The organism is Desulfofustis glycolicus DSM 9705, assembly GCF_900130015.1.
GTDB classification, from domain to species: Bacteria; Desulfobacterota; Desulfobulbia; order Desulfobulbales; family Desulfocapsaceae; genus Desulfofustis; species Desulfofustis glycolicus.
This window is the reverse complement of sequence record NZ_FQXS01000014.1, coordinates 76,065-94,517: the sequence shown is the minus strand read 5'-3', so window position 1 is coordinate 94,517 and position 18,453 is coordinate 76,065. Positions and strand designations below refer to the sequence as shown.

The following is an 18,453-nucleotide window of genomic DNA, read 5'->3' as shown; positions in this document are numbered from 1 at the left end:
CACGTCCTGATCGCCTCCGCCCTGACCGAAGAGAAGCTATGACAAAGCCCAGCCATGCGCTGCGCATCTGCACCGTGAAGCATCGAGCGTCGCATCTTGTGCCGACGGTCGATACTCAGGCCGGATGGGTGCTGAATTGATAACGGGTGGTGTGCTGATACCTCTTTCCTGCCGGCAGGATAACCGAGGGGAAGGCGCGGTGATTGGGCGAGTCGGGGAAGTGCTGGGGCAGCAGGCAAAGTGCTGCGCGCCGGGGCAGCGGCCGGCCGCCGTTGTCGAACATTTGTTCGTCCAACTGATTGCCGGTGGAAAGCTGCAGGCCCGGCTGGCTGGTCCTGATGGTCAGAGCTCGGCCGGAGCCTTGATGGTACAACGTGGCGGCGACCGCGTCTGCGTCACGACCGCCGTCAAGCACAAAGAAGTGGTCGAGCCCCCCGTCGATCAGCAGGTCCGCGCTGATTTCGTCGATGGCCCGGCCGATCAGCCGCGGTGAGCGAAAATCCAGATCGGTACCATCAACCGGTTTCAGCATGCCGACCGGGATCCGATCACGATCCATCGGGATATACCCGGAAGCGCGGATCTGCAAACGGTGGTTGTCAATCGTGCCGCTGCCGGCCAGATTGAAGTAGGCGTGCTGCGTCAGGTTGACCACGGTCGACCGATCACCGGCCGCGGTGTATTCGATAATCAAAGAGTTATCGGCAGTGAGCAGGTAGAGTACCCGAACATCGACAATGCCCGGATACCCCTCGTCACCATCCGGGCTGGTCAAGAGCAGCCGCAAACCGCAGCCGCGGGCTTCGCGGACCGGCTCGGCTTCCCAGATCTTCTTGCTGAACCCTTCATGTCCGCCGTGCAGATGATGCGCGCCCTCATTGGCCGCAACCCGGTGTAATTTGCCGTCGATCTGGAAGCGGGCCTGGCCGATACGATTGGCACATCGGCCGATGATCGCCCCGGCATACGCCCGATCGTCGACATAAGCGGCCAGATTATCATAACCGAGAACGACATTGCCCGGGACGCCGCGACGATCGGGAACCCGGATAGCAGTGACAATGCCCCCGAAATTGGTCAGCGAGACGACCAGACCATGATCGTTGCTGAAGGTATAGAGATCGATATCTCTGCCCTGGTGGCTGCCAAACGGTTTCCTGACAAGATTCACCCGCGTCACCCCATCTCGAACGATAGCGAAAGCCCCGGCACAACCCCGAGTCCCTCCCTGCGCCTGCACGTCTTTTTGCACCATCTTCGCCGGGGAAAAAGATTTTCCGGTCACCGGCTCCCGTTGGGTTTCCGCTCCGGCAGATCGATCACCATGGTCGAGTGATCGTCCAGGTCGGTGACCAGCAAGCGGTTTCTCAGGGCTGCCGGCCGCCCGAGGGCCACGGCAACCACCTCGGCGCATTCCACGGCGGCCATGGCCATTGCGGTAAACGGTAGGGTTCCCAGCCTTCCCTCGGCACCGACCACTGTCGCTTCGTTGCCGCGATAGATACGGTAGAGCCCCTCATCTCCGGGCATAATCACCGTTGCCTGACCCGATGTGCCGCCGATCGCGGCAGAGACCAGGACAAGTTCCTGCGATGCGCACAGATCCTGGAGGAGCAACCGGGCCGGTATCGAATCGAGGCAATCGACGGCGACGGTGACTCCGCCCAGCAGATCGACACCGTTTTCGGTGGTCAAGAACTCAGGAACCGGCCGACAGATCACCGCCGGATTGACGTTTCCGATTCGCCGGGCGGCAACCTCCGCCTTGAAGTGACCGAGCGATTCGGTGCTGGAGAGGAGCTGACGGTTCAGGTTACTGTCCGCGAAGCGGTCGCCGTCGATCAGGGTGAGTCGGCCGATGCCGATCCTGGCGAGCATTTCACAGACGGCGCCGCCGAGCCCCCCGAGACCGATGATCGCGACCCCGGCACGCAGCAACTCGAGCTGCTCCCGACAGGATAAACTCGTCTGGTTGCGCGCGTAAACCTCCGGGACAATGTCCAGCTGCAATGCCGCAATTTGGACGGCGTGATGATCGCTCCCGGATTGCGCAGCCAGCTGCTGCTGCTCGGCGTAGGGCAAGCTGCGATAAGCCGAGCCATCGGGTCGTCGGCGAATCTCGGCAACCGCACTGATCTGCTGCTCCAGGCTCATTGCCATGCTCCGAGCATTGTTGTCGAAGCGAACTCTCTGGTGAAAGCCGCACAGCCGACCGGCCGCAGATCATCTCCTCTTCCAGGTCTTCTCCTCACGACGCCACAACCTCCCGATGTTTTCGTGATGCTTCAACCAGATCAACGCCGCGACGATACCACCTGCCAGCACGGTCGCCGGCGGATGGCCGAAGAAAAACAGCCAGCAGGGAAACAGCGCTGAGGCGGCCAGCGAGCCGGCCGAGACGAACCCGGACGACAGCACTACCCCGATAAAGACTGTCAGGCTGATGGCAATAACCGGCGGAGACAAGAACAAAAACACGCCGAGCGCAGTGGCCACTCCCTTGCCGCCTTTGAAACCGAGATAGATCGGAAACATATGGCCAACTACCGAGAGAATGCCGCAGAGCAGCACAAGCCAGTGGCGATACGGCCCGGCGGGCAACAAGAGTGTAGCGAGAAAAATCGGCAGAAATCCTTTCAGGCAGTCGAGTACCAGCGTTATCACACCGAATTTTTTGCCGAGCAGACGATTGACATTGGTCGCGCCGATATTGCCGCTGCCCGCCGTCCGCACATCGATCCCCGCCAGTCTGCCGACCAGCAGGCCAAAGGGAATGGCACCAATGAGATAACTTGCAATTGGCCACAGGATGTTCATAATATAGTCGATAATCCCCCGCGCATGGTGTTGAGATATGGTTCCGGCAGGCCGCCAGTTTACCGTTTCGCCATCGACAAAGCAACAGCTCTGCAACGCCCATGGGGCCGGGGCAGCAATCACCATTGGTCAAGAAAACGTTGCTGTGGTACATTGTCCGCCCAGCGCCGATCTTGATGAAAAACAAACGTGCATACCAATGACCATACAGACAATCAAGGAATACCCCGAACCCGTCCTGCGCCTGAAGGCACAGCCGGTCAAAGCGTTTGACGATAGCCTGCGAACCCTGATCGCGGACATGGTCGAAACCATGTACGATGCCCCCGGCATCGGCCTGGCCGCGCCGCAGATCGGCCGGTCGTTGCGGGTAATCGTCGTCGACACCACCGCACCCGATGAACCGCAGCGCTACCTGGCCATGATCAACCCGGAAATCATCGCCCGCGAGGGACATCAGGTCGACGAGGAAGGCTGCCTCAGCGTGCCCGAGCTGACGGCCCAGGTCCAGCGGTATCTCAAGGTCACCGTCACCTATCAGGACGAAGACGGAACAGCGCATCAGCTGGAGACGGAAAATCGCTTTGCCGTTGTGCTGCAGCATGAGATCGATCACCTCAACGGGGTTCTCTTTATCGATCACCTCAGTCCACTTAAACGAAATCTCTACAAGAAAAAGCGAAAAAAAATGCTGGCCGCGGAGCAGGCCGCTTAATGGCTCAAGAGAGATTTCGCATCATTTTCATGGGAACGCCCGACTTTGCCGTTCCCAGCCTGAACGCACTCATCCATGGCCCTGACCGGGTCGTCGCCGTGGTCAGTCAACCGGATCGACCGAAAGGCAGGAGCAGGCGGCCGATGCCGCCCCCGGTCAAGATCTTGGCCGGCGAACACGACCTGCCGGTCCTGCAGCCGGAAAAAATCAAGACTCCCGAGTTCGCCGCCGCCCTGGCATCCTATGAGCCCGATCTCATCGTCGTGGCGGCCTATGGCAGGATCCTGCCGCCGCCTCTGTTGAACCTGCCGAAGCACGGCTGCATCAACGTTCACGGCTCACTGCTGCCCCGTCATCGGGGCGCCGCGCCGATCCAATGGGCCCTGATCAAGGGTGATGCCGAGGTCGGGGTGGCCATCATGCAGATGGACGAGGGCATGGACACCGGGGATATCCTGCTCACCGCCGCACTGCACCCCGATCCGGATGAGACGGCCGGGTCACTGCTGCCCAAGCTGGCCGAACTCGGCAGCCAGGTATTGATGGATACCATCGACCTGCTCGGTCAGGGTGGGCTGGCAACCATTAAACAGGATGAAACGCTGGCAACCGTCGCCCCGATGTTGAAGAAAGAGGACGGTTGTATCGACTGGCACCGGCCGGCATTGCACATCCACCGTATGATCAGGGGGCTCGATCCGTGGCCGACCGCTTACAGCTATCTCGACGGCAGAAAACTGCAGCTCTTTGCCCCGACCGTGATCGGCGAAGAGAGCAGTCAGGAGCCGGGCACCATTCTGCGCGCCGACCGTGAGGGCCTGCTGGTGGCCACGGCTCATAATTGTCTGCTGATCAGGGAAGTCAAACCGGAAGGACGGGGTCGGATGAGCATCGCCTCCTTTCTCAACGGTCATCCGCTGACGACCGGCTGCCGCCTGGCGGGCCTGCCGGCATAATCCGATGAAGATCGCCTACCTCGATTGTTTTTCCGGCATCAGCGGCGACATGCTGCTCGGTGCGCTGCTGGACTGCGGCCTCGATGTCGAGCAACTGCGCGGTGAGTTGGCCGGTCTCGTTTTCGATCCCTGGGAAATGAAGGTTCGCCGGATCACCAGACAGGGTATCAGGGCCACAGCGGTGCAGATCAACGCCCCTGCCGTCCGGTCGCTGCGCACCCTGCCCGATATTTGCGCAATCCTGGAAAAGAGCCACCTCGATCCGGCGGTTGCCCGGCGCGCGCTGCAGATTTTCACCCGTCTGGCTGAAGCCGAGGCCCGGGTTCACGACCTGCCGGTGGAGCGGGTCCACTTTCACGAGATCGGTGCCATCGACACCATTATCGATGTGGTCGGTGCGGTCGTCGGCCTACAGCTCATCGGCGTCAACGCCGTGCACTGCTCACCGCTGCCGCTCGGTCGCGGTTTCGTCTCCTGTGCTCACGGCCGGTTGCCCTTGCCGGCCCCGGCCGTTTGTGAACTGCTCCGCGACATCCCGGTCCGCGGTATTGAGGCCGAGCGGGAGCTGGTCACGCCCACCGGCGCCGCCCTGGTTGCCGGGCTGGTCGAACGCTTCGGTCCGCTGCCACCGATGCGCATCGAGGAAACCGGCTACGGCGCCGGTCAAGCGGAGGGTGAAGAGCAGCGGCCCAATCTGCTCAGGATGATGATCGGCCAGACTCAATCCGTCGGCGAGGCGGCAGAAGTCGAGGTGATCGAGACCCATCTCGACGACTGGCACATGGAAGGATTTCCCCTGCTCTGCGACAGACTGTTCGCCAGCCGTGCCCTTGACGTGAGCCTGACGCCGATGCAGATGAAGAAAGGGCGCCCCGGCTTCTGTCTGCGGGTGATCGCCGCTCCGGTCCACGGAGCGCACCTCAAGGAATTGATCCTCAGTGAGACCTCGTCGATCGGGTTGCGCTTTCGCACGGAGCAGCGGCTCACTCTGCCGCGCCGCAGCGTCACCGTTACCACTCGCTGGGGCGCAGTGACCGCCAAAGAGGTGGACACCCCCATGGGTTCGAAGGTCTATCCCGAGTATGAAGCCTGCCGGGCCGTTGCCGAGCAACACCGGGTATCGCTGGACCTGGTCTATCGCGAGATTCTGCTGCGCAGCGAGCAGGGAGAATGACCATGGATCGGCTAATCGTCGCCATAGCCACCGGGCTCTATACCGGCCTGATCCCAAAGGCACCCGGCACCTGGGGCTCGGCGTTTGCGCTCATTCCGTGGTTTTTCTGCCGCAATCTGCCGCTGCCCACCTATCTGCTGGTCATGAGCGGCATATTTATCGTCGGCTATCTGGCGGCCGGTTCGGCCGAGAAGATCCTCAACCGGCCCGATCCGGGCTGCATCGTCATCGACGAAATACTCGGCATTTTCGTCACGCTGACGCTGGCACCCAATCACCCGTTGGCCTGGCTGCTCGGTTTTTTGCTGTTCCGGCTCTTCGACATCGTCAAGCCGTTTCCGGTCTCATGGCTTGACTCCCACCTGCACGGCGGCATCGGCATCATGGCCGACGATATCGCCGCCGGCCTCTACGCCTTGGTCTGCCTGCAACTCTGCTGGCCGCTGCTGATCTGGCTATCCGCCTGAGACACGGCGGCAGATCCAGCCCGGTTACAGTGGCTGCCCGTCCGCGTTCAGCAGCGTGGAAAACGGCGGCAGCCGACGATGCACCCGCTCGATGGCCGCATCGTCGCGCCTGAGCTGCTCGAGGCTGTCCCAAGTTCCGCCGAGCAGGGCAGCCCGCGCCGCCTCGTTCATGGCCAGAGGGAAGCGCTCGTCAGCACAACCGAACAGTAAGTTTTCGATATCGACCAGCAGCGGCAGCAACGGATCCCGCTGCACCCGGGCCTGCAGGTCGACCACGAGCGGCCGGGCCATGGTGGCAACGACCAGACCGATGCCGGCGCAGTTACCGGCGAAGATCTCGGCGAAGGATTCACCGACAATGGCTTTGATGCCGAAGCGCAGCAGGGCCTGCGGCGCATGCTCCCGACTCGAACCACAGCCGAAATTGGTGTTGACGATGAGGATTTCGGCGCCGTGATAGCGTTCGTCGTTGAACGGATGAGGCCGCGGCGCGCCGTTTTCGTCGAAACGCTCGTCACGAAAGACCTGCTCGCCCAGTCCGGCGAAGGTGATGGCGCGCAGGAAACGCGCCGGAATGATCTGGTCGGTGTCGATATCGTTGCCCGGCAGCACCAGTCCCCGTCCCTCTACTCGCTTGATAATGGACATCTGGCTGCTCATCTGGGCCCCTCCAAAAAATCCCTGACATCGGCGACCTCTCCGGCCACCGCGGCGGCGGCGACCATTGCCGGACTCATCAGCAAGGTACGGCCAAGCGGCGCGCCCTGTCGGCCGATGAAGTTGCGGTTCGACGAGCTGGCACAGAGCTGTCGGCCACTGAGTTTATCCGGATTCATGGCCAGGCACAGCGAACAGCCCGGCTCCCGCCAGTCGAATCCGGCCGCGCGGAAGATCTCGTCAAGCCCCTCCTCCTCGGCCCGGCGCTTGACACTGCGCGAACCGGGAACGGCCAGAGCCCGGACTCCGGGGGCGACGCGACGCCCCTTGAGTATGGTGGCAGCGGCGCGGAAGTCGGCCAGCCGGCCGTTGGTGCAGGAACCGACAAAGGCGACATCGACCGGTTCTCCGGCCAACCGCCGGCCCGGTCGAAATCCCATGTGCTCATAGGCCTTGCGCACGCCGTCCCGCTCCTCTTCGGCGCAATTGTCAGGCTCAGGCAACGGCTCGTCGATCCCCGTCACCTGACCCGGGTTGATGCCCCAGGTCAGCTGCGGCGCCATACCGGTGATATCGATGGTTACCCGGTCCGCGTAATCGGCATCATCGTCCGAGGTCATGGCCTGCCAGCGGCGAACGGCGGCGGCAAAATCATCGCCTGCCGGGACGAATGGACGTCCCTGCAGGTAATCAAATGTGGTCTGGTCCGGATTGATGTAACCGGCCCGGGCGCCGCCCTCGATACTCATGTTACAGACGGTCATCCGCTCTTCCATCGACAGGGCCTCGATCACCGGCCCGCCGTATTCATAGGCGTAGCCGATCCCTCCTTTGACGCCGAGGGTGGCGATGATCTTCAGAATGATATCCTTGGCATAGACTCCCAATCCCCGCCGGCCGACCACATCAATGCGCCGGACCTGCAACCGCTCCAGAGCCAGGGTCTGGGTCGCCAGCACGTCACGGACCTGCGAGGTGCCGATGCCGAAGGCCACCGCTCCGAAGGCACCGTGTGTCGACGTATGCGAATCTCCGCAGGCAATGGTCATCCCCGGTTGGGTCAGGCCGTTTTCGGGACCGATGATGTGGACGATACCCTGGGCCGCCGAGTCAAGGCCGAAGAACGGCAAACCGAAGACCCTGGTGTTGTTCTCCAGCGCTTGCAGCATCTCTTCGGCCAGAGAGTCGCCATAAGGCCGTACCAGCTGCTGCTCGGTGGGTACGATATGATCGACGGTAGCCACGGTCCGCTCCGGATATTTCACCGGCAGGCCACGCTCACGAAGGGCTTGAAAGGCCTGGGGTGAGGTGACCTCGTGTACCAGGTGCAACGCGATAAAGAGCTGGTCCCTGGTCTCCGACAGAGCGGCCACCTTGTGCTCGTCCCAGACCTTGTCAAACAGGCTTTTTCCCATCCTTCACTCCTACTCATGCTCTCCCGCCGGACAGGGCAAACCGCCTGCCGACCGGCCGGAGATCTTTACATCTTCTTGGATTTTTCGAGCACCTTGACCGATAACCCGTAGGACACGACAATCAACAGGCACCACAAAACCATTAATACCAGGTTCATCTCTCACACTCCTTGCAAAGAGCTCAATAGGCCTTGGAATCTTCAAGATCGTCGGGACCGACCTTTCTCGCGTTCATCAATTTCCAGACATAGGCGATGTAGCCAAGCACGAGCGGGATCACCAACGCCACATAGGTCATGGCCGTCAGCGTGTAATGGCTCGACGAGGCGTTATGAATGCTCAGGCTGGACTGGAGGTCTGCCTTGGACGGATAAAACGGCGTGTCGTTATACCCGGCAATGGCAAACACGGCCAGACCGACCAGAACCGTTCCCAAACCGCCGAACCAGATACCCCGGCCGCCGCCGAGAAACGCGGTGGAAACCACTCCCCAGATCACCAGCACCAGACCGGCGACGAGCAGGCCGAGGGTCACCGGCATGGCCAGCAGGTTCGCCAGATACTTGCCGGGAACCAGTGAAACCACCCCGCTGCCGTCAACAGAATAGCCCGGCATGACCAACAGTGAACCGAGAATGAAAAGCAAAAACGGCAGGGCACAAACGAGATTGACCAGGCAGGCCCGGCGCAACCGCTGCTCGAGCTGTGGCACCGTGGTGCAGTCGATATTGTTAACCAGGTACATCGCCCCAAGGACTCGGGCGTTGAATACGAGAAACAGGCCGAAGGACAGATTGAACAGCGAGAAAGCCGCCTCGAGTCCGTGCAGCGGGTGGGTCCAGCGAGCCTGATTGTACTGGTTCAACTCGAAATTGGAACCGGTAAAAAAGGTGCCGACCGCCGCCCCGATCAGCAGGATACCGATCGATCCGTTGATCAGCAGGAACAATTCAAAGACCCGAGCACCGAGCAGGTTATCGGGCTTTTTCCGGAACTCGTAACTGACGGCCTGGACGATAAAAGTGAACAGAATGAGCATCCACACCCAATAGGCGCCGCCGAAGCTGGTAGCATAGAATTTCGGGAACGCGGCAAACAAAGCCCCGCCGAAAAGGACCAGCGTGGTAAAGGTCAATTCCCATTTCCGGCCAAGCGAGTTGATGACCAGCGACTTTTCCGTCTCGGTTTTCGCCACCTGCCAGAGCAGGCTCTGCCCGCCCTGGACAAAATTCATGAAGAGAAAGAGCGAGCCGACAACAGCGACGAGCAGCCACCAGATCTGCTGCAATACGGAGATATCGAGTGAACCGATCATTTCGCGCCCTCCGGTCCTTTTTTGATCTGACTGAGCATGATTTTAATTTCGGCCAGCAGCAGCAGGGTGAACAGCGCGGCGAAGATCCAGAACGTAGCGATCACATTGCCCGTCGCCAGGTTGCTGGTGGCCATGCCCACCGGCAGCATATCCTGGATCGCCCAGGGCTGGCGGCCGACTTCGGCCGTCACCCAACCGGCCTGGCTGGCGGTCAGCGCCACGAAGAAAGAAGAGATGCCGAACGGCAGCAGCCAGCGCTTTTGCTCGATGGTGTCTTTCATCGTGTAGTAGAGATAGGCGGCACAGATAAAACCGAAGAACAGAGCGAGAAAAACCATGATGTGAAACGAATAGAACGAGGTCTGCACCGGTGGTACCGCGTCTTCCGGCTTTTCCAGATAGCCATGCCCGAGAAACTCGCTATTCTGCTCGAACCGGGCCAGCGCGGCGGCAGCCGCCGCCGTGTCATCGGCCGCCTTGGCCTCCTTATAGGCGGCCAGATCGGCAACGGCAATACGGCCGCGCTCGATCTTCTTGTCAATCCCGACAAGCCCTTCCGCTTCATTGCCGTATAGAAGATCATTGATCCCGGGAACGAAGGAATCAACGGATCGGTTGGCCAGGACCGACAGCAGATAGGGGATCTTGATCTCGAAGAGAAACGGCTGGCGATCATCACCTGGCCGTTTTGCCGGGTTAAGTATTCCGAGAGCAACAATATCCGCAGGTCGCTCGCCGTCATAGAGACCTTCGTATGCGGCCAGTTTCATCGGCTGGGTCCACGCATTGGAATAAGCCGACTCGTCACCGGTCAGGCTGACATAGAAAAAGGAGAGCAGGCCGAACACCGAGGCTACCAGGATCGAACGCTTAGCCATCAACAAGTGTCGGCCTTTCAACAGGTACCACGATGACACGGTGATCACGAACAGGGAACCGACGATAAAGCTGGCACTGGTCGTGTGGGTGAACTTGGCAACGGCCACCGGCGAGAAGAGCACCTCCCAGAAGTTCTGCATCTCGAAGCGGACCGTCTCAGGGTTGAACTGCATGCCAACCGGGTGCTGCATCCAGCCGTTGGCCACCAGAATCCAGAGCGCCGACAGGTTGGAGCCGACGGCAACCATCCATGTTGAGAACAGATGAAACCCCTTGGATACGCGGTTCCAGCCGAAAAACATCACGGCAAAAAAGGTGGCCTCGAGGAAAAAGGCGACGATGCCTTCGATGGCCAGCGGCGCGCCGAAAATATCACCGACCATCCAGCTATAGTTGGACCAGTTGGTTCCGAATTGAAATTCGAGGATGATCCCGGTGGCAATACCGATCGCAAAGTTGATGCCGAACAGAGTCATCCAGAATTTTGTCAGGTGCTTCCATTCTTCCTTGCCGGTCCGGACATAAATCGTCTCGAAAAAGGCACAAAGAAATGAAAGGCCAAGGGTCAACGGTACGAAGAGCCAATGATACATGGCCGTCAAGGCAAATTGTGCCCGGGACCAGTTGACCAGGCCCAGATCAATCTCGCCCATGCGAATTCCTCCTCTCGTCTTGGTTGGCGGCACCATTGGTTATCTGCTCCAGCACATAACCGGCCCGCTGTTCGTCTGTGTCAAACCGTGTCGTCAAAAAATCGGGAAAGAAAAACACCTTGAGCACCGCAAACATGATAAAAAGCTTGATAAAAATCAACTTCCACAAGGTCCGCCCCACGGTCATCGCAGCAAACCCGTCCCGGTAAAAGCGGAAGATCCTGATCGGATAGGACCAGATGGTCATGCCTTCCTCCTGCACGATCACATGTTTTCAGTGCAAAACTGAGCGGAGTTTCGTTCGTAGTGTACCCGCTTCGCTACCGTGATGACAACCCGGAAGGCGAAGTTTTTCACCATATTCTCAGGCAACGTAGCGACATTGCGATAACTTGTCAATAATAATTACCATTACCAGCAAACCCATCCGCTAAACCGTTCTGCTCCTCCGTCATCAGTTCACCTGCAGCAACGACGGCCTAGGTTTTCCTGGCACAATAAAAAAAAGCAGGCCCAGTGGTTGACCGCAGCCTGGAGGTTGATGATAATGCAGTGACACTTCTTTGAAATTTCTCCGTGCTTATTAAAACGTTCTCAGAGGAAACGATCATGAAACGAGTTTTCACCTACGGTCTGTTCGCCATCGCCGCCCTGATTCTGCTCCTGGTCGGAGCAGTCCTGATCGTGCCGCGTTTTCTCGATCTCCAGCGTTACACCCCCACCATCGAGAAAACCATCAGCAAACACACCGGCATGCCGGCCCACCTCAACGGCGAAATCACTCTTTCCCTGTTCCCCTGGATCGCCCTCACGTTCGAGGACCTGCAACTGGATGGCCCGAGCGGGTCCGGCCAGCAGCCGCTCCTCCAGGTCCGCTCCTTTGAGGCACGACTGAAGACGTTGCCGCTGCTTACCAAAAATATCGAAATCAGCAGGTTCATCATCGACGGACCACAGCTTTACCTGGAAAAAGACGAACAGGGCGGCGGCAACTGGCAGAAGCAGGCACACGGCGCGTCCTCAGCACCTTCGCCAACGGCAACCGCCGACCCTGACCGGGAGGGCAGCGGACCACCGGAAGCAGGCAGCCCTGCCGCCGCCGGCGCTTTCCAGCTCAATTCGCTGGAGGTTGCCGAGTTTTCTCTCAAAAACGGCAGCATCCGGGTGGTCGATCGTACCTCCGGGACCAGCCATGAGATGTCCGCCATCAATCTGCAGCTCAACGATGTCTCCCTTGATCGCCCGATCTCGTTGAACTTGGAGGCGCTGTTCGACAACCAACCGCTGCGCATAACCGGTTCAATCGGCCCGCTCGGCGCTCAACCCGGGAGCACCCCCCTGCCGATCGACCTGAATTTCACCGCCTTCGATACGATGAAGAGCCGCATCACCGGCTCTATCCAGGAGTTGGTCGCCAATCCGTCGTACCAGTTCGATATTACCGTCGATCCCTTCAATCCGAAGCAGCTGATCGACCGGGTCAAACCGGATGTCTCACTGCAGACCGCCGACCCGCAGGCGCTGGAGAATTTTTCCCTGAAGGCTAATCTGCGCGGCACTGCGCAGCAGCTGGAAGTTGCGGACGGCACCATCGTCATTGACGACACGACCCTGTCACTGGAGCGGATGATGACCGTGTTTGCCGGACCACGAATCGATTTGGCCATGACGATCGACCGTATCGATCTTGATCGGTATCTGCCGCCGGCGTCTGCCGACCAGGCAAGCCGTCCGAGCAGTGGTGCGCCTGTTGCACAGCAGCCCGAAAACACCGGTTCACACCCCCAGGACGACGCCCGAGATCAGCAGTCCACCGGTGAACAGACCGACACCGGTGCCAACCAGGAGACCGGCGCCGAGCCACCGACGTCGGCGGAACGCCCCGCCGCAACCTACGAGTCGCTGCGCAACCTGGTGTTGACGGCTGTCATCAAGCTCGGCGAGGTTCGTGTCCATGGGGCAACCGCCACCTCTGTCACGCTCGATCTCTCCGGAGAAGACGCTCTGTTTACCCTCAACTCGCTGGCCCTGGATCTCTACGAAGGGCATCTCAGCGCCACCGGCAGCGTCGACCTAGGCAAGAATGTGCCCGCTTCATCGATCACGGCTGCCATCGAATCGGTACAGGTTGGTCCGCTACTGCGGGATTTTGCCGACAAAGACCTGCTGGAAGGACGCCTCACCGCAGACCTTGATCTCGCCGCTAGCGGAGATCGGTCGGCGGACATCGTTTCATCTCTGAACGGTACCGGCACGCTCCACTTCAACGATGGCGCCCTGATCGGTCTCGACCTGGCCCGGCTGGCCCGCACCATCACCTCCGGTTTTTCCCTCGACGAGCAGGGCGAACGGCCGCGTACCGATTTCTCCGAGCTGAACCTGCCCGTCACCATCGCCCATGGTCTGATCACCATACCGGAGGCGACCCTCAAGTCACCGTTTATCAGGGCCGACGCCAGCGGAACCGCCAACCTGGTGACAAAAACGCTCGATCTGCGCCTCAGACCGGAACTGGTGGCCACCATCAAGGGTCAGGGGGACGAGGAGCAACGATCCGGCCTCGCGGTTCCCGTATTGGTCGGCGGAACCTTCTCCGACCCGACGTTCCTGCCGGATCTCGAGGCTCTTGCCAGAGAGCAGCTCCTGAATCGGCAGGATGTCCAGGACATCATCAAGGACGGTACCATCACCCCGGAACGCCGGGAACAACTTAGCGAGGAAGTGGAAAAGGCCAAGGGACTGCTGAAGGGATTGTTCGGCAATTGAGCGGTGCCGTGCGGACCGCCCGGCAGGTCGGCCCGCAGGGAGTCTCAGGGTTGCAGCAGCTTGAGGTCCAGCGGCGCCTCGTCGGCCCGCTTTGCCGTGGTATCGCAGATCTCGAATAGGATCACCTCCATCACATGCCAGACCGCCACCCCTGAGCGGATGCAGCCGGTAACCGTCTTCTCCCCGCGTCCGCAGGCCAGGTGCATATGCAACAGCGGCTGACCGTCCTCGTCGCGAAACAGTGTCCCGGTTCCGGTTATCTCGTGGGCGTGTTCCAGAATTGTCTGCATCGGTCGCAACGGCAAGCCGCGGTCCGTTTCCGGGCCGACCACGAGACGGCTGCCGCGATCGGCGCCGCCGACGATAATCAAGGCCGCCGCCGCTATCGCCTGTTCCTTTGCGAATCGTTCAATCTCCTGATGGACGATATCGCCATCTTCCAAGCGCAGGATAAATACCCGGCCCTGCCGTGCCTCTGAAAAACGCATGTTCGCTCCCCGGCTGTTCGGCAGTTCAGACCACAGCCGGAAAACAGCCGGCTTTGGTCTGAACTGCCCACGTTCACGATTTCACCTGCGCTCATATATACCATTTCTCCCTCACCCGGCAATAGTCTGGCCGACGACGCCCCGGTGATGAGCATCGGGGAAACCACTTGACTAATTCTTATTTTATAATATATTATTGTAGGATAATTTATTGTGAAATGATGTGCCGCTCAGCACCGAGCGCATTCCTCTCTACCGCCGATTTTCTCGACGGTGTTTTTTAGGCTGACCACTGAAACTGGACACTGAATTCACGCTCGCGGAGGTGCGTGACTGTCATGAATAATAATCATAACAATTCGGACAACAGCGAACCAATCGAGAAGATCGCCGTTAAAAACCTCTACAAGATTTTCGGGCCGGAACCACAGCAAGCCCTGGACCTTCTCAAGAAGGGAAAAAACAAGGAAGAGATTTACGAACAGACCGGACACACCGTCGGCGTCCAGGACGCCAGCATGAGCATCAACCAAGGCGAAATCTTCGTCGTCATGGGCCTTTCGGGCTCAGGCAAGTCGACGCTGGTGCGGATGTTCAACCGATTGATCGAACCGACATCGGGCGAAGTGATCGTTGACGGCGAGAATGTAATGGCGATGAACCATAACCAGCTGGTCAACTTTCGCCGCTCCAAGACGTCCATGGTTTTTCAGTCTTTTGCACTGATGCCGCATCTCAATATTATCGACAATGTCAGTTTCGGCCTCGAACTGTCCGGCATGAGCAAGGACAAACGGCAGGAACGGGCCCTGGTGGCCCTTGAACAGGTCGGTCTGGAGAGCTGGGGAAATGCTCACCCCCGGGAACTGAGCGGCGGCATGCAGCAGCGAGTCGGGCTGGCCCGCGGTCTGGCCGTCGACCCGGCCATCATGCTGATGGACGAGGCCTTCTCCGCCCTTGACCCGCTGATTCGCACCGAAATGCAGGACGAACTGCTCAAACTGCAGGATCAGCACCAACGCACCATCATCTTTATCTCCCACGATCTTGACGAAGCACTGCGCATCGGCGACCGCATTGCCATCATGGAAGGCGGCCGGGTCGTACAGGTCGGTACCCCCGAGGAAATTCTGCAGAACCCGGCCGACGATTACGTTCGGGCCTTTTTCCGCGGCGTCGATCCGACCGGGGTCATCTCGGCCGGCGACATCGTCCGCGACACCCAGCCGACGGTTATCTGGCATACCAGCCAGGGCGGCCTGCGGGCCACGCTGGAAAAGCTCAACGACCTCGACCGGGAGTACGCCTATATCCTCGATTCCCAGCGCCGCTTCTGCGGCGTCGTCTCTATCGACTCACTGCGCGACACCCTGGAGCGCAAGACCAGCGGTGCCAAGATAGAAGATGCCTTTCTACCCGAGGCGACCGCCGTTCTCGAGACCGACAGCCTACAGGATATCCTGCCGCTGGTCGCTTCCCATTCCTGGCCGATCCCGGTCGTCAACGAAGAGAAGAAATACCGGGGCGTCGTGTCGAAGAACCGTTTCCTGCGAACCTTGCATCGTGCGGAAAACGGTGACCATCAACAAAAGAGCACCGAACCGGGAGAAAACTGATGTTTCTGTTTGACGATAAGCTTATTCCGCTCGATGAATGGGTCAGTTCGTTCATCGACTGGCTGGTGGAAGGGTATCGCTGGTTTTTTCAAATGATCAAATGGCCGGTGGAAGTCACCCTGACCGGTCTGGAAAATGGACTGCACGCCGTGCATCCACTGGTCATCGTGGTATTGGTCGGCGTCATCGCCTGGCGGGTTTCCGGCCTGAGGCTGGCGATCTTCAGTGTCGTTTCAATGGTTTTCATCGGTATGCTCGGCCTCTGGCCGGACACCATGACCACGTTGGCGATGGTCTTCTCGTCGGTCATCTTCTGCACTATCGTCGGCATCCCGCTCGGGCTGTTAGCCGGGCGCAGTGATCGGTTCGATTCGATTCTGCGGCCCTGTCTCGATGCGATGCAGACGACACCGGCGTTCGTCTATCTGGTTCCGATCGTCATGCTCTTCTCGGTCGGCAACGTTGCCGGGGTACTGGCGACCATTATCTTTTCGTTGCCGCCCATCGTCCGCTTGACCAGCCTCGGCATCCGCCAGGTCCACCCGGAACTGGTCGAAGCGGGATTGGCCTTCGGCGCCACCGACTGGCAGGTGCTGCGGCGCGTCCAGATACCACTGGCGCTGCCGACCATCATGGCGGGGCTGAACCAGACCATCATGATGGCATTGTCGATGGTGGTCATCGCCGCACTGATCGGAGCCGGCGGACTTGGCGCCCCGGTCATCCTCGGTCTCAACACACTCGATATTGGTCGGGCAACCATCGGCGGTCTGGCGATCGTGTTGATGGCTATTATTCTCGACCGTGTAACCCAATCCATGGGTAAGAAAAAATAACAGAAAGTAAAGGAGGAATTCTGATGATGAAAAAATTCGTAATCTCAGCGGCAATCGCTCTGCTCACCGTGGGAGGAACCGCCCTCACCACCTCGGCGGCCGACATGCCCGGCGAGGGAGTTACCCTGAATCCGGCCCGGGCCACCTGGAACACCGGTTTTTTCCAGGAAGCATTGATCCGTCGCGCCATGGAAACCCTCGGCTATACAGCCAATGCCCCAAAAGACCTGACCAACCCGATTTTCTACAAATCAGTCACCCTGGCCGATGTCGATTACTGGGCCAACGGCTGGTTTCCGATGCATAACGCCCAGCTGCCGAAAGATTTTGATGAAAAAGCTGAAAAAATCGGCTTTGTCGCCAAGGCCGGCGGTATGGGCGGCTACCTGGTCTCCAAGAGAGATGTGGAAAAATTCGACATCAAAAGCCTTGAAGACTTCAAACGGGACGACGTGAAAAAAGCCTTTGACAGCAACGGCGACGGCAAGGCCGATCTGACCGCCTGCCCGCCCGGCTGGGGCTGTGAGAAGGTCATCGATCACCATCTCAACGCCTATGGCCTCAACGACCATATCAACGCCTCCAAGGCTTCCTACGAAGCCGGTATGGCCTCGGCACTCGGTAATTACAAAGATGGAAAACCGGTCTTTTTCTATACCTGGACGCCGAACTGGACCGTCTACAAATTCAAGCCCGGCGAAGACGTGATGTGGATTAACGTCCCTGAAATCAATGCCAGCGACGCCCAGAAAGGGTTTGAAGACCGCATGGAGGTCTCTGGTGTTGTCGGCGCGGTATCCGATCCCGTCAAGCTTGGCTTTGTCGCCTCCGATATCCGAGTTGTCGCCAACAAGGAGTTCCTTGCAGCCAACCCTGCCGCGAAGCGGTTTTTCGAGGTATTCACCCTGCCGCTCGCAGACATCAACGCTCAGAACACGCGGATGAACGAAGGCGAGAAGAGTGAGAAAGACATTGAACGTCATGTCGATGAATGGATAGCCAACAACCAGGAAACCTGGAACGGCTGGCTTGAAGAGGCCCGCAAGGCAGCGATGTAACACAGGATCCATCCCTGCGGCCCGGAGCGAACCATCGCTCCGGGCCGTTCTGCAGCACCCCCGCTCCCCGGCCGAACAAGTCCGCAATAAAAAGACTGGAAGAGAACTGCACAAACGTTTAAATAGCGTGACGGCAGACCTTCTTCCGGGAGAATTCATGAGCACCAGGACAACACACATACACGAGATTACCAGGGATCTGCGTATCTTGTTCAGGTCCATCCAGGCCCACGCCAAGCATGTCGAAACGACCTGCGGCCTGAGCGGCGCAAAACTTTGGATGCTCTACGAAATCAACGCCAATCCGGGAATCAAGGTCTCGGAGCTGGCAGCGGCCTTGACCATTCACCCGTCCACCTGCAGCAACATGCTCGATAAACTCGAGCAACAAGGGCTGATCAATCGCGACCGCAGCGGCAGGGATCAGCGGAGCGTCCACCTTTCCCTGACCAAACAGGGTGAATCACTTCTCAGCCAGGCCCCGCAGCCGGCTCAGGGCGAGTTGAGCAGGGCCTTGCAGCGGCTTTCCGATAAACATCTCGCCACGCTGCACAGCGGCTTGGCCGGCCTTGTCGAGGTTCTCAACGGGACGGGTGAGGATGACGATCTGCTGCCGATACCCGAAGATTGACAAGGTTCAA

At 59.4% G+C, this 18,453-nt stretch carries 18 protein-coding genes; 9 read left to right on the top strand and 9 right to left on the bottom strand.

Features of this window, described 5'->3' with window-relative positions:
* Positions 1-115 precede the first annotated feature (115 nt).
* The 3 genes from BUC26_RS12380 to plsY form a co-directional block, all read right to left on the bottom strand.
* The gene (locus BUC26_RS12380; protein WP_161949849.1) at positions 116-1,285 is read right to left on the bottom strand and encodes an aldose epimerase family protein; all 1,170 of its coding nucleotides are present in this window, start codon (positions 1,283-1,285) and stop codon (positions 116-118) included.
* Positions 1,282-2,154 carry a HesA/MoeB/ThiF family protein gene (locus BUC26_RS12375; protein WP_161949848.1) on the bottom strand — a complete coding sequence of 291 codons (873 nt, stop codon included), beginning with the start codon at positions 2,152-2,154 and terminating at the stop codon, positions 1,282-1,284. The genes BUC26_RS12380 and BUC26_RS12375 overlap by 4 nt, the downstream gene beginning before the upstream one ends.
* Positions 2,155-2,223: 69 nt before the next feature.
* On the bottom strand, positions 2,224-2,943 hold the full coding sequence (gene plsY, locus BUC26_RS12370) for a glycerol-3-phosphate 1-O-acyltransferase PlsY (protein ID WP_244155846.1): 720 nt from the start codon (positions 2,941-2,943) through the stop codon (positions 2,224-2,226).
* A 73-nt stretch (positions 2,944-3,016) separates the two neighbouring features.
* Between plsY and def the strand changes: the two genes are divergently transcribed.
* The 4 genes from def to BUC26_RS12350 are packed head-to-tail and all read left to right on the top strand — an operon-like array spanning position 3,017 to position 6,129.
* Positions 3,017-3,532, top strand: a complete 516-nt coding sequence (gene def, locus BUC26_RS12365; RefSeq protein WP_073376452.1) for a peptide deformylase — start codon at positions 3,017-3,019, stop codon at positions 3,530-3,532.
* Positions 3,532-4,488, top strand: coding sequence for a methionyl-tRNA formyltransferase (gene fmt, locus BUC26_RS12360; RefSeq protein ID WP_073376450.1), 957 nt, complete (start codon positions 3,532-3,534; stop codon positions 4,486-4,488). Before def ends, fmt begins: the two co-directional genes overlap by 1 nt.
* Positions 4,489-4,492: 4 nt before the next feature.
* On the top strand, positions 4,493-5,662 hold the full coding sequence (gene larC, locus BUC26_RS12355; RefSeq protein ID WP_073376448.1) for a nickel pincer cofactor biosynthesis protein LarC: 1,170 nt from the start codon (positions 4,493-4,495) through the stop codon (positions 5,660-5,662).
* A gap of 2 nt (positions 5,663-5,664) precedes the next feature.
* A complete protein-coding gene (locus tag BUC26_RS12350; RefSeq protein ID WP_073376446.1) occupies positions 5,665-6,129 on the top strand; it encodes a phosphatidylglycerophosphatase A family protein in 465 nt (154 codons plus the stop codon).
* 24 nt (positions 6,130-6,153) lie between these two features.
* Here BUC26_RS12350 and leuD read toward each other — a convergent pair whose 3' ends face one another.
* The 5 genes from leuD to BUC26_RS12325 all read right to left on the bottom strand — a co-directional run bounded on the left by leuD (position 6,154) and on the right by BUC26_RS12325 (position 11,295).
* Entirely contained in the window at positions 6,154-6,789 is a 636-nt protein-coding gene (gene leuD, locus BUC26_RS12345; protein ID WP_084540632.1) for a 3-isopropylmalate dehydratase small subunit, read from the bottom strand.
* Complete coding sequence (leuC, locus tag BUC26_RS12340) at positions 6,786-8,201, bottom strand: 3-isopropylmalate dehydratase large subunit (protein ID WP_073376445.1); 1,416 nt, start codon at positions 8,199-8,201, stop codon at positions 6,786-6,788. The genes leuD and leuC overlap by 4 nt, the downstream gene beginning before the upstream one ends.
* 181 nt (positions 8,202-8,382) lie before the next feature.
* Positions 8,383-9,516: a cytochrome d ubiquinol oxidase subunit II gene (cydB, locus tag BUC26_RS12335; RefSeq protein WP_073376444.1), complete on the bottom strand. Its 1,134-nt coding sequence runs from the start codon at positions 9,514-9,516 to the stop codon at positions 8,383-8,385.
* Positions 9,513-11,048, bottom strand: a complete 1,536-nt coding sequence (locus BUC26_RS12330; protein ID WP_073376443.1) for a cytochrome ubiquinol oxidase subunit I — start codon at positions 11,046-11,048, stop codon at positions 9,513-9,515. Before BUC26_RS12330 ends, cydB begins: the two co-directional genes overlap by 4 nt.
* On the bottom strand, positions 11,035-11,295 hold the full coding sequence (locus tag BUC26_RS12325) for a DUF4492 domain-containing protein (RefSeq protein WP_073376442.1): 261 nt from the start codon (positions 11,293-11,295) through the stop codon (positions 11,035-11,037). Before BUC26_RS12325 ends, BUC26_RS12330 begins: the two co-directional genes overlap by 14 nt.
* A gap of 362 nt (positions 11,296-11,657) precedes the next feature.
* Between BUC26_RS12325 and BUC26_RS12320 the strand changes: the two genes are divergently transcribed.
* Positions 11,658-13,814, top strand: a complete 2,157-nt coding sequence (locus tag BUC26_RS12320) for an AsmA family protein (protein ID WP_073376441.1) — start codon at positions 11,658-11,660, stop codon at positions 13,812-13,814.
* 44 nt (positions 13,815-13,858) lie between these two features.
* Here the strand turns inward: BUC26_RS12320 and BUC26_RS12315 are convergent, their stop codons facing one another.
* Entirely contained in the window at positions 13,859-14,302 is a 444-nt protein-coding gene (locus tag BUC26_RS12315; protein ID WP_073376440.1) for a PPC domain-containing DNA-binding protein, read from the bottom strand.
* 377 nt (positions 14,303-14,679) lie between these two features.
* On the opposite strand from BUC26_RS12315, the gene proV reads away from it, so the two are divergent.
* The 4 genes from proV to BUC26_RS12295 all read left to right on the top strand — a co-directional run bounded on the left by proV (position 14,680) and on the right by BUC26_RS12295 (position 18,443).
* The gene (gene proV, locus BUC26_RS12310; protein ID WP_208609784.1) at positions 14,680-15,918 is read left to right on the top strand and encodes a glycine betaine/L-proline ABC transporter ATP-binding protein ProV; all 1,239 of its coding nucleotides are present in this window, start codon (positions 14,680-14,682) and stop codon (positions 15,916-15,918) included.
* Positions 15,918-16,754: an ABC transporter permease gene (locus BUC26_RS12305; protein WP_073376438.1), complete on the top strand. Its 837-nt coding sequence runs from the start codon at positions 15,918-15,920 to the stop codon at positions 16,752-16,754. Before proV ends, BUC26_RS12305 begins: the two co-directional genes overlap by 1 nt.
* A gap of 20 nt (positions 16,755-16,774) precedes the next feature.
* On the top strand, positions 16,775-17,812 hold the full coding sequence (gene proX, locus BUC26_RS12300) for a glycine betaine/L-proline ABC transporter substrate-binding protein ProX (RefSeq protein ID WP_073376436.1): 1,038 nt from the start codon (positions 16,775-16,777) through the stop codon (positions 17,810-17,812).
* Positions 17,813-17,969: 157 nt separating this feature from the next.
* The gene (locus tag BUC26_RS12295) at positions 17,970-18,443 is read left to right on the top strand and encodes a MarR family winged helix-turn-helix transcriptional regulator (protein ID WP_073376434.1); all 474 of its coding nucleotides are present in this window, start codon (positions 17,970-17,972) and stop codon (positions 18,441-18,443) included.
* Positions 18,444-18,453 lie beyond the last annotated feature (10 nt).

What these genes read in the sequence shown, in the direction of transcription:
- BUC26_RS12375 (WP_161949848.1), bottom strand. Translation starts at nt 2,154, where the DNA reads ATGAGCCTGGAGCAGCAGATCAGTGCGGTTGCCGAGATTCGCCGACGA.
- plsY (WP_244155846.1), bottom strand. Translation starts at nt 2,943, where the DNA reads ATGGTGATTGCTGCCCCGGCCCCATGGGCGTTGCAGAGCTGTTGCTTT.
- def (WP_073376452.1), top strand. Translation starts at nt 3,017, where the DNA reads ATGACCATACAGACAATCAAGGAATACCCCGAACCCGTCCTGCGCCTG.
- fmt (WP_073376450.1), top strand. Translation starts at nt 3,532, where the DNA reads ATGGCTCAAGAGAGATTTCGCATCATTTTCATGGGAACGCCCGACTTT.
- larC (WP_073376448.1), top strand. Translation starts at nt 4,493, where the DNA reads ATGAAGATCGCCTACCTCGATTGTTTTTCCGGCATCAGCGGCGACATG.
- BUC26_RS12350 (WP_073376446.1), top strand. Translation starts at nt 5,665, where the DNA reads ATGGATCGGCTAATCGTCGCCATAGCCACCGGGCTCTATACCGGCCTG.
- leuD (WP_084540632.1), bottom strand. Translation starts at nt 6,789, where the DNA reads ATGAGCAGCCAGATGTCCATTATCAAGCGAGTAGAGGGACGGGGACTG.
- leuC (WP_073376445.1), bottom strand. Translation starts at nt 8,201, where the DNA reads ATGGGAAAAAGCCTGTTTGACAAGGTCTGGGACGAGCACAAGGTGGCC.
- cydB (WP_073376444.1), bottom strand. Translation starts at nt 9,516, where the DNA reads ATGATCGGTTCACTCGATATCTCCGTATTGCAGCAGATCTGGTGGCTG.
- BUC26_RS12330 (WP_073376443.1), bottom strand. Translation starts at nt 11,048, where the DNA reads ATGGGCGAGATTGATCTGGGCCTGGTCAACTGGTCCCGGGCACAATTT.
- BUC26_RS12325 (WP_073376442.1), bottom strand. Translation starts at nt 11,295, where the DNA reads ATGACCATCTGGTCCTATCCGATCAGGATCTTCCGCTTTTACCGGGAC.
- BUC26_RS12320 (WP_073376441.1), top strand. Translation starts at nt 11,658, where the DNA reads ATGAAACGAGTTTTCACCTACGGTCTGTTCGCCATCGCCGCCCTGATT.
- BUC26_RS12315 (WP_073376440.1), bottom strand. Translation starts at nt 14,302, where the DNA reads ATGCGTTTTTCAGAGGCACGGCAGGGCCGGGTATTTATCCTGCGCTTG.
- BUC26_RS12305 (WP_073376438.1), top strand. Translation starts at nt 15,918, where the DNA reads ATGTTTCTGTTTGACGATAAGCTTATTCCGCTCGATGAATGGGTCAGT.
- BUC26_RS12295 (WP_073376434.1), top strand. Translation starts at nt 17,970, where the DNA reads ATGAGCACCAGGACAACACACATACACGAGATTACCAGGGATCTGCGT.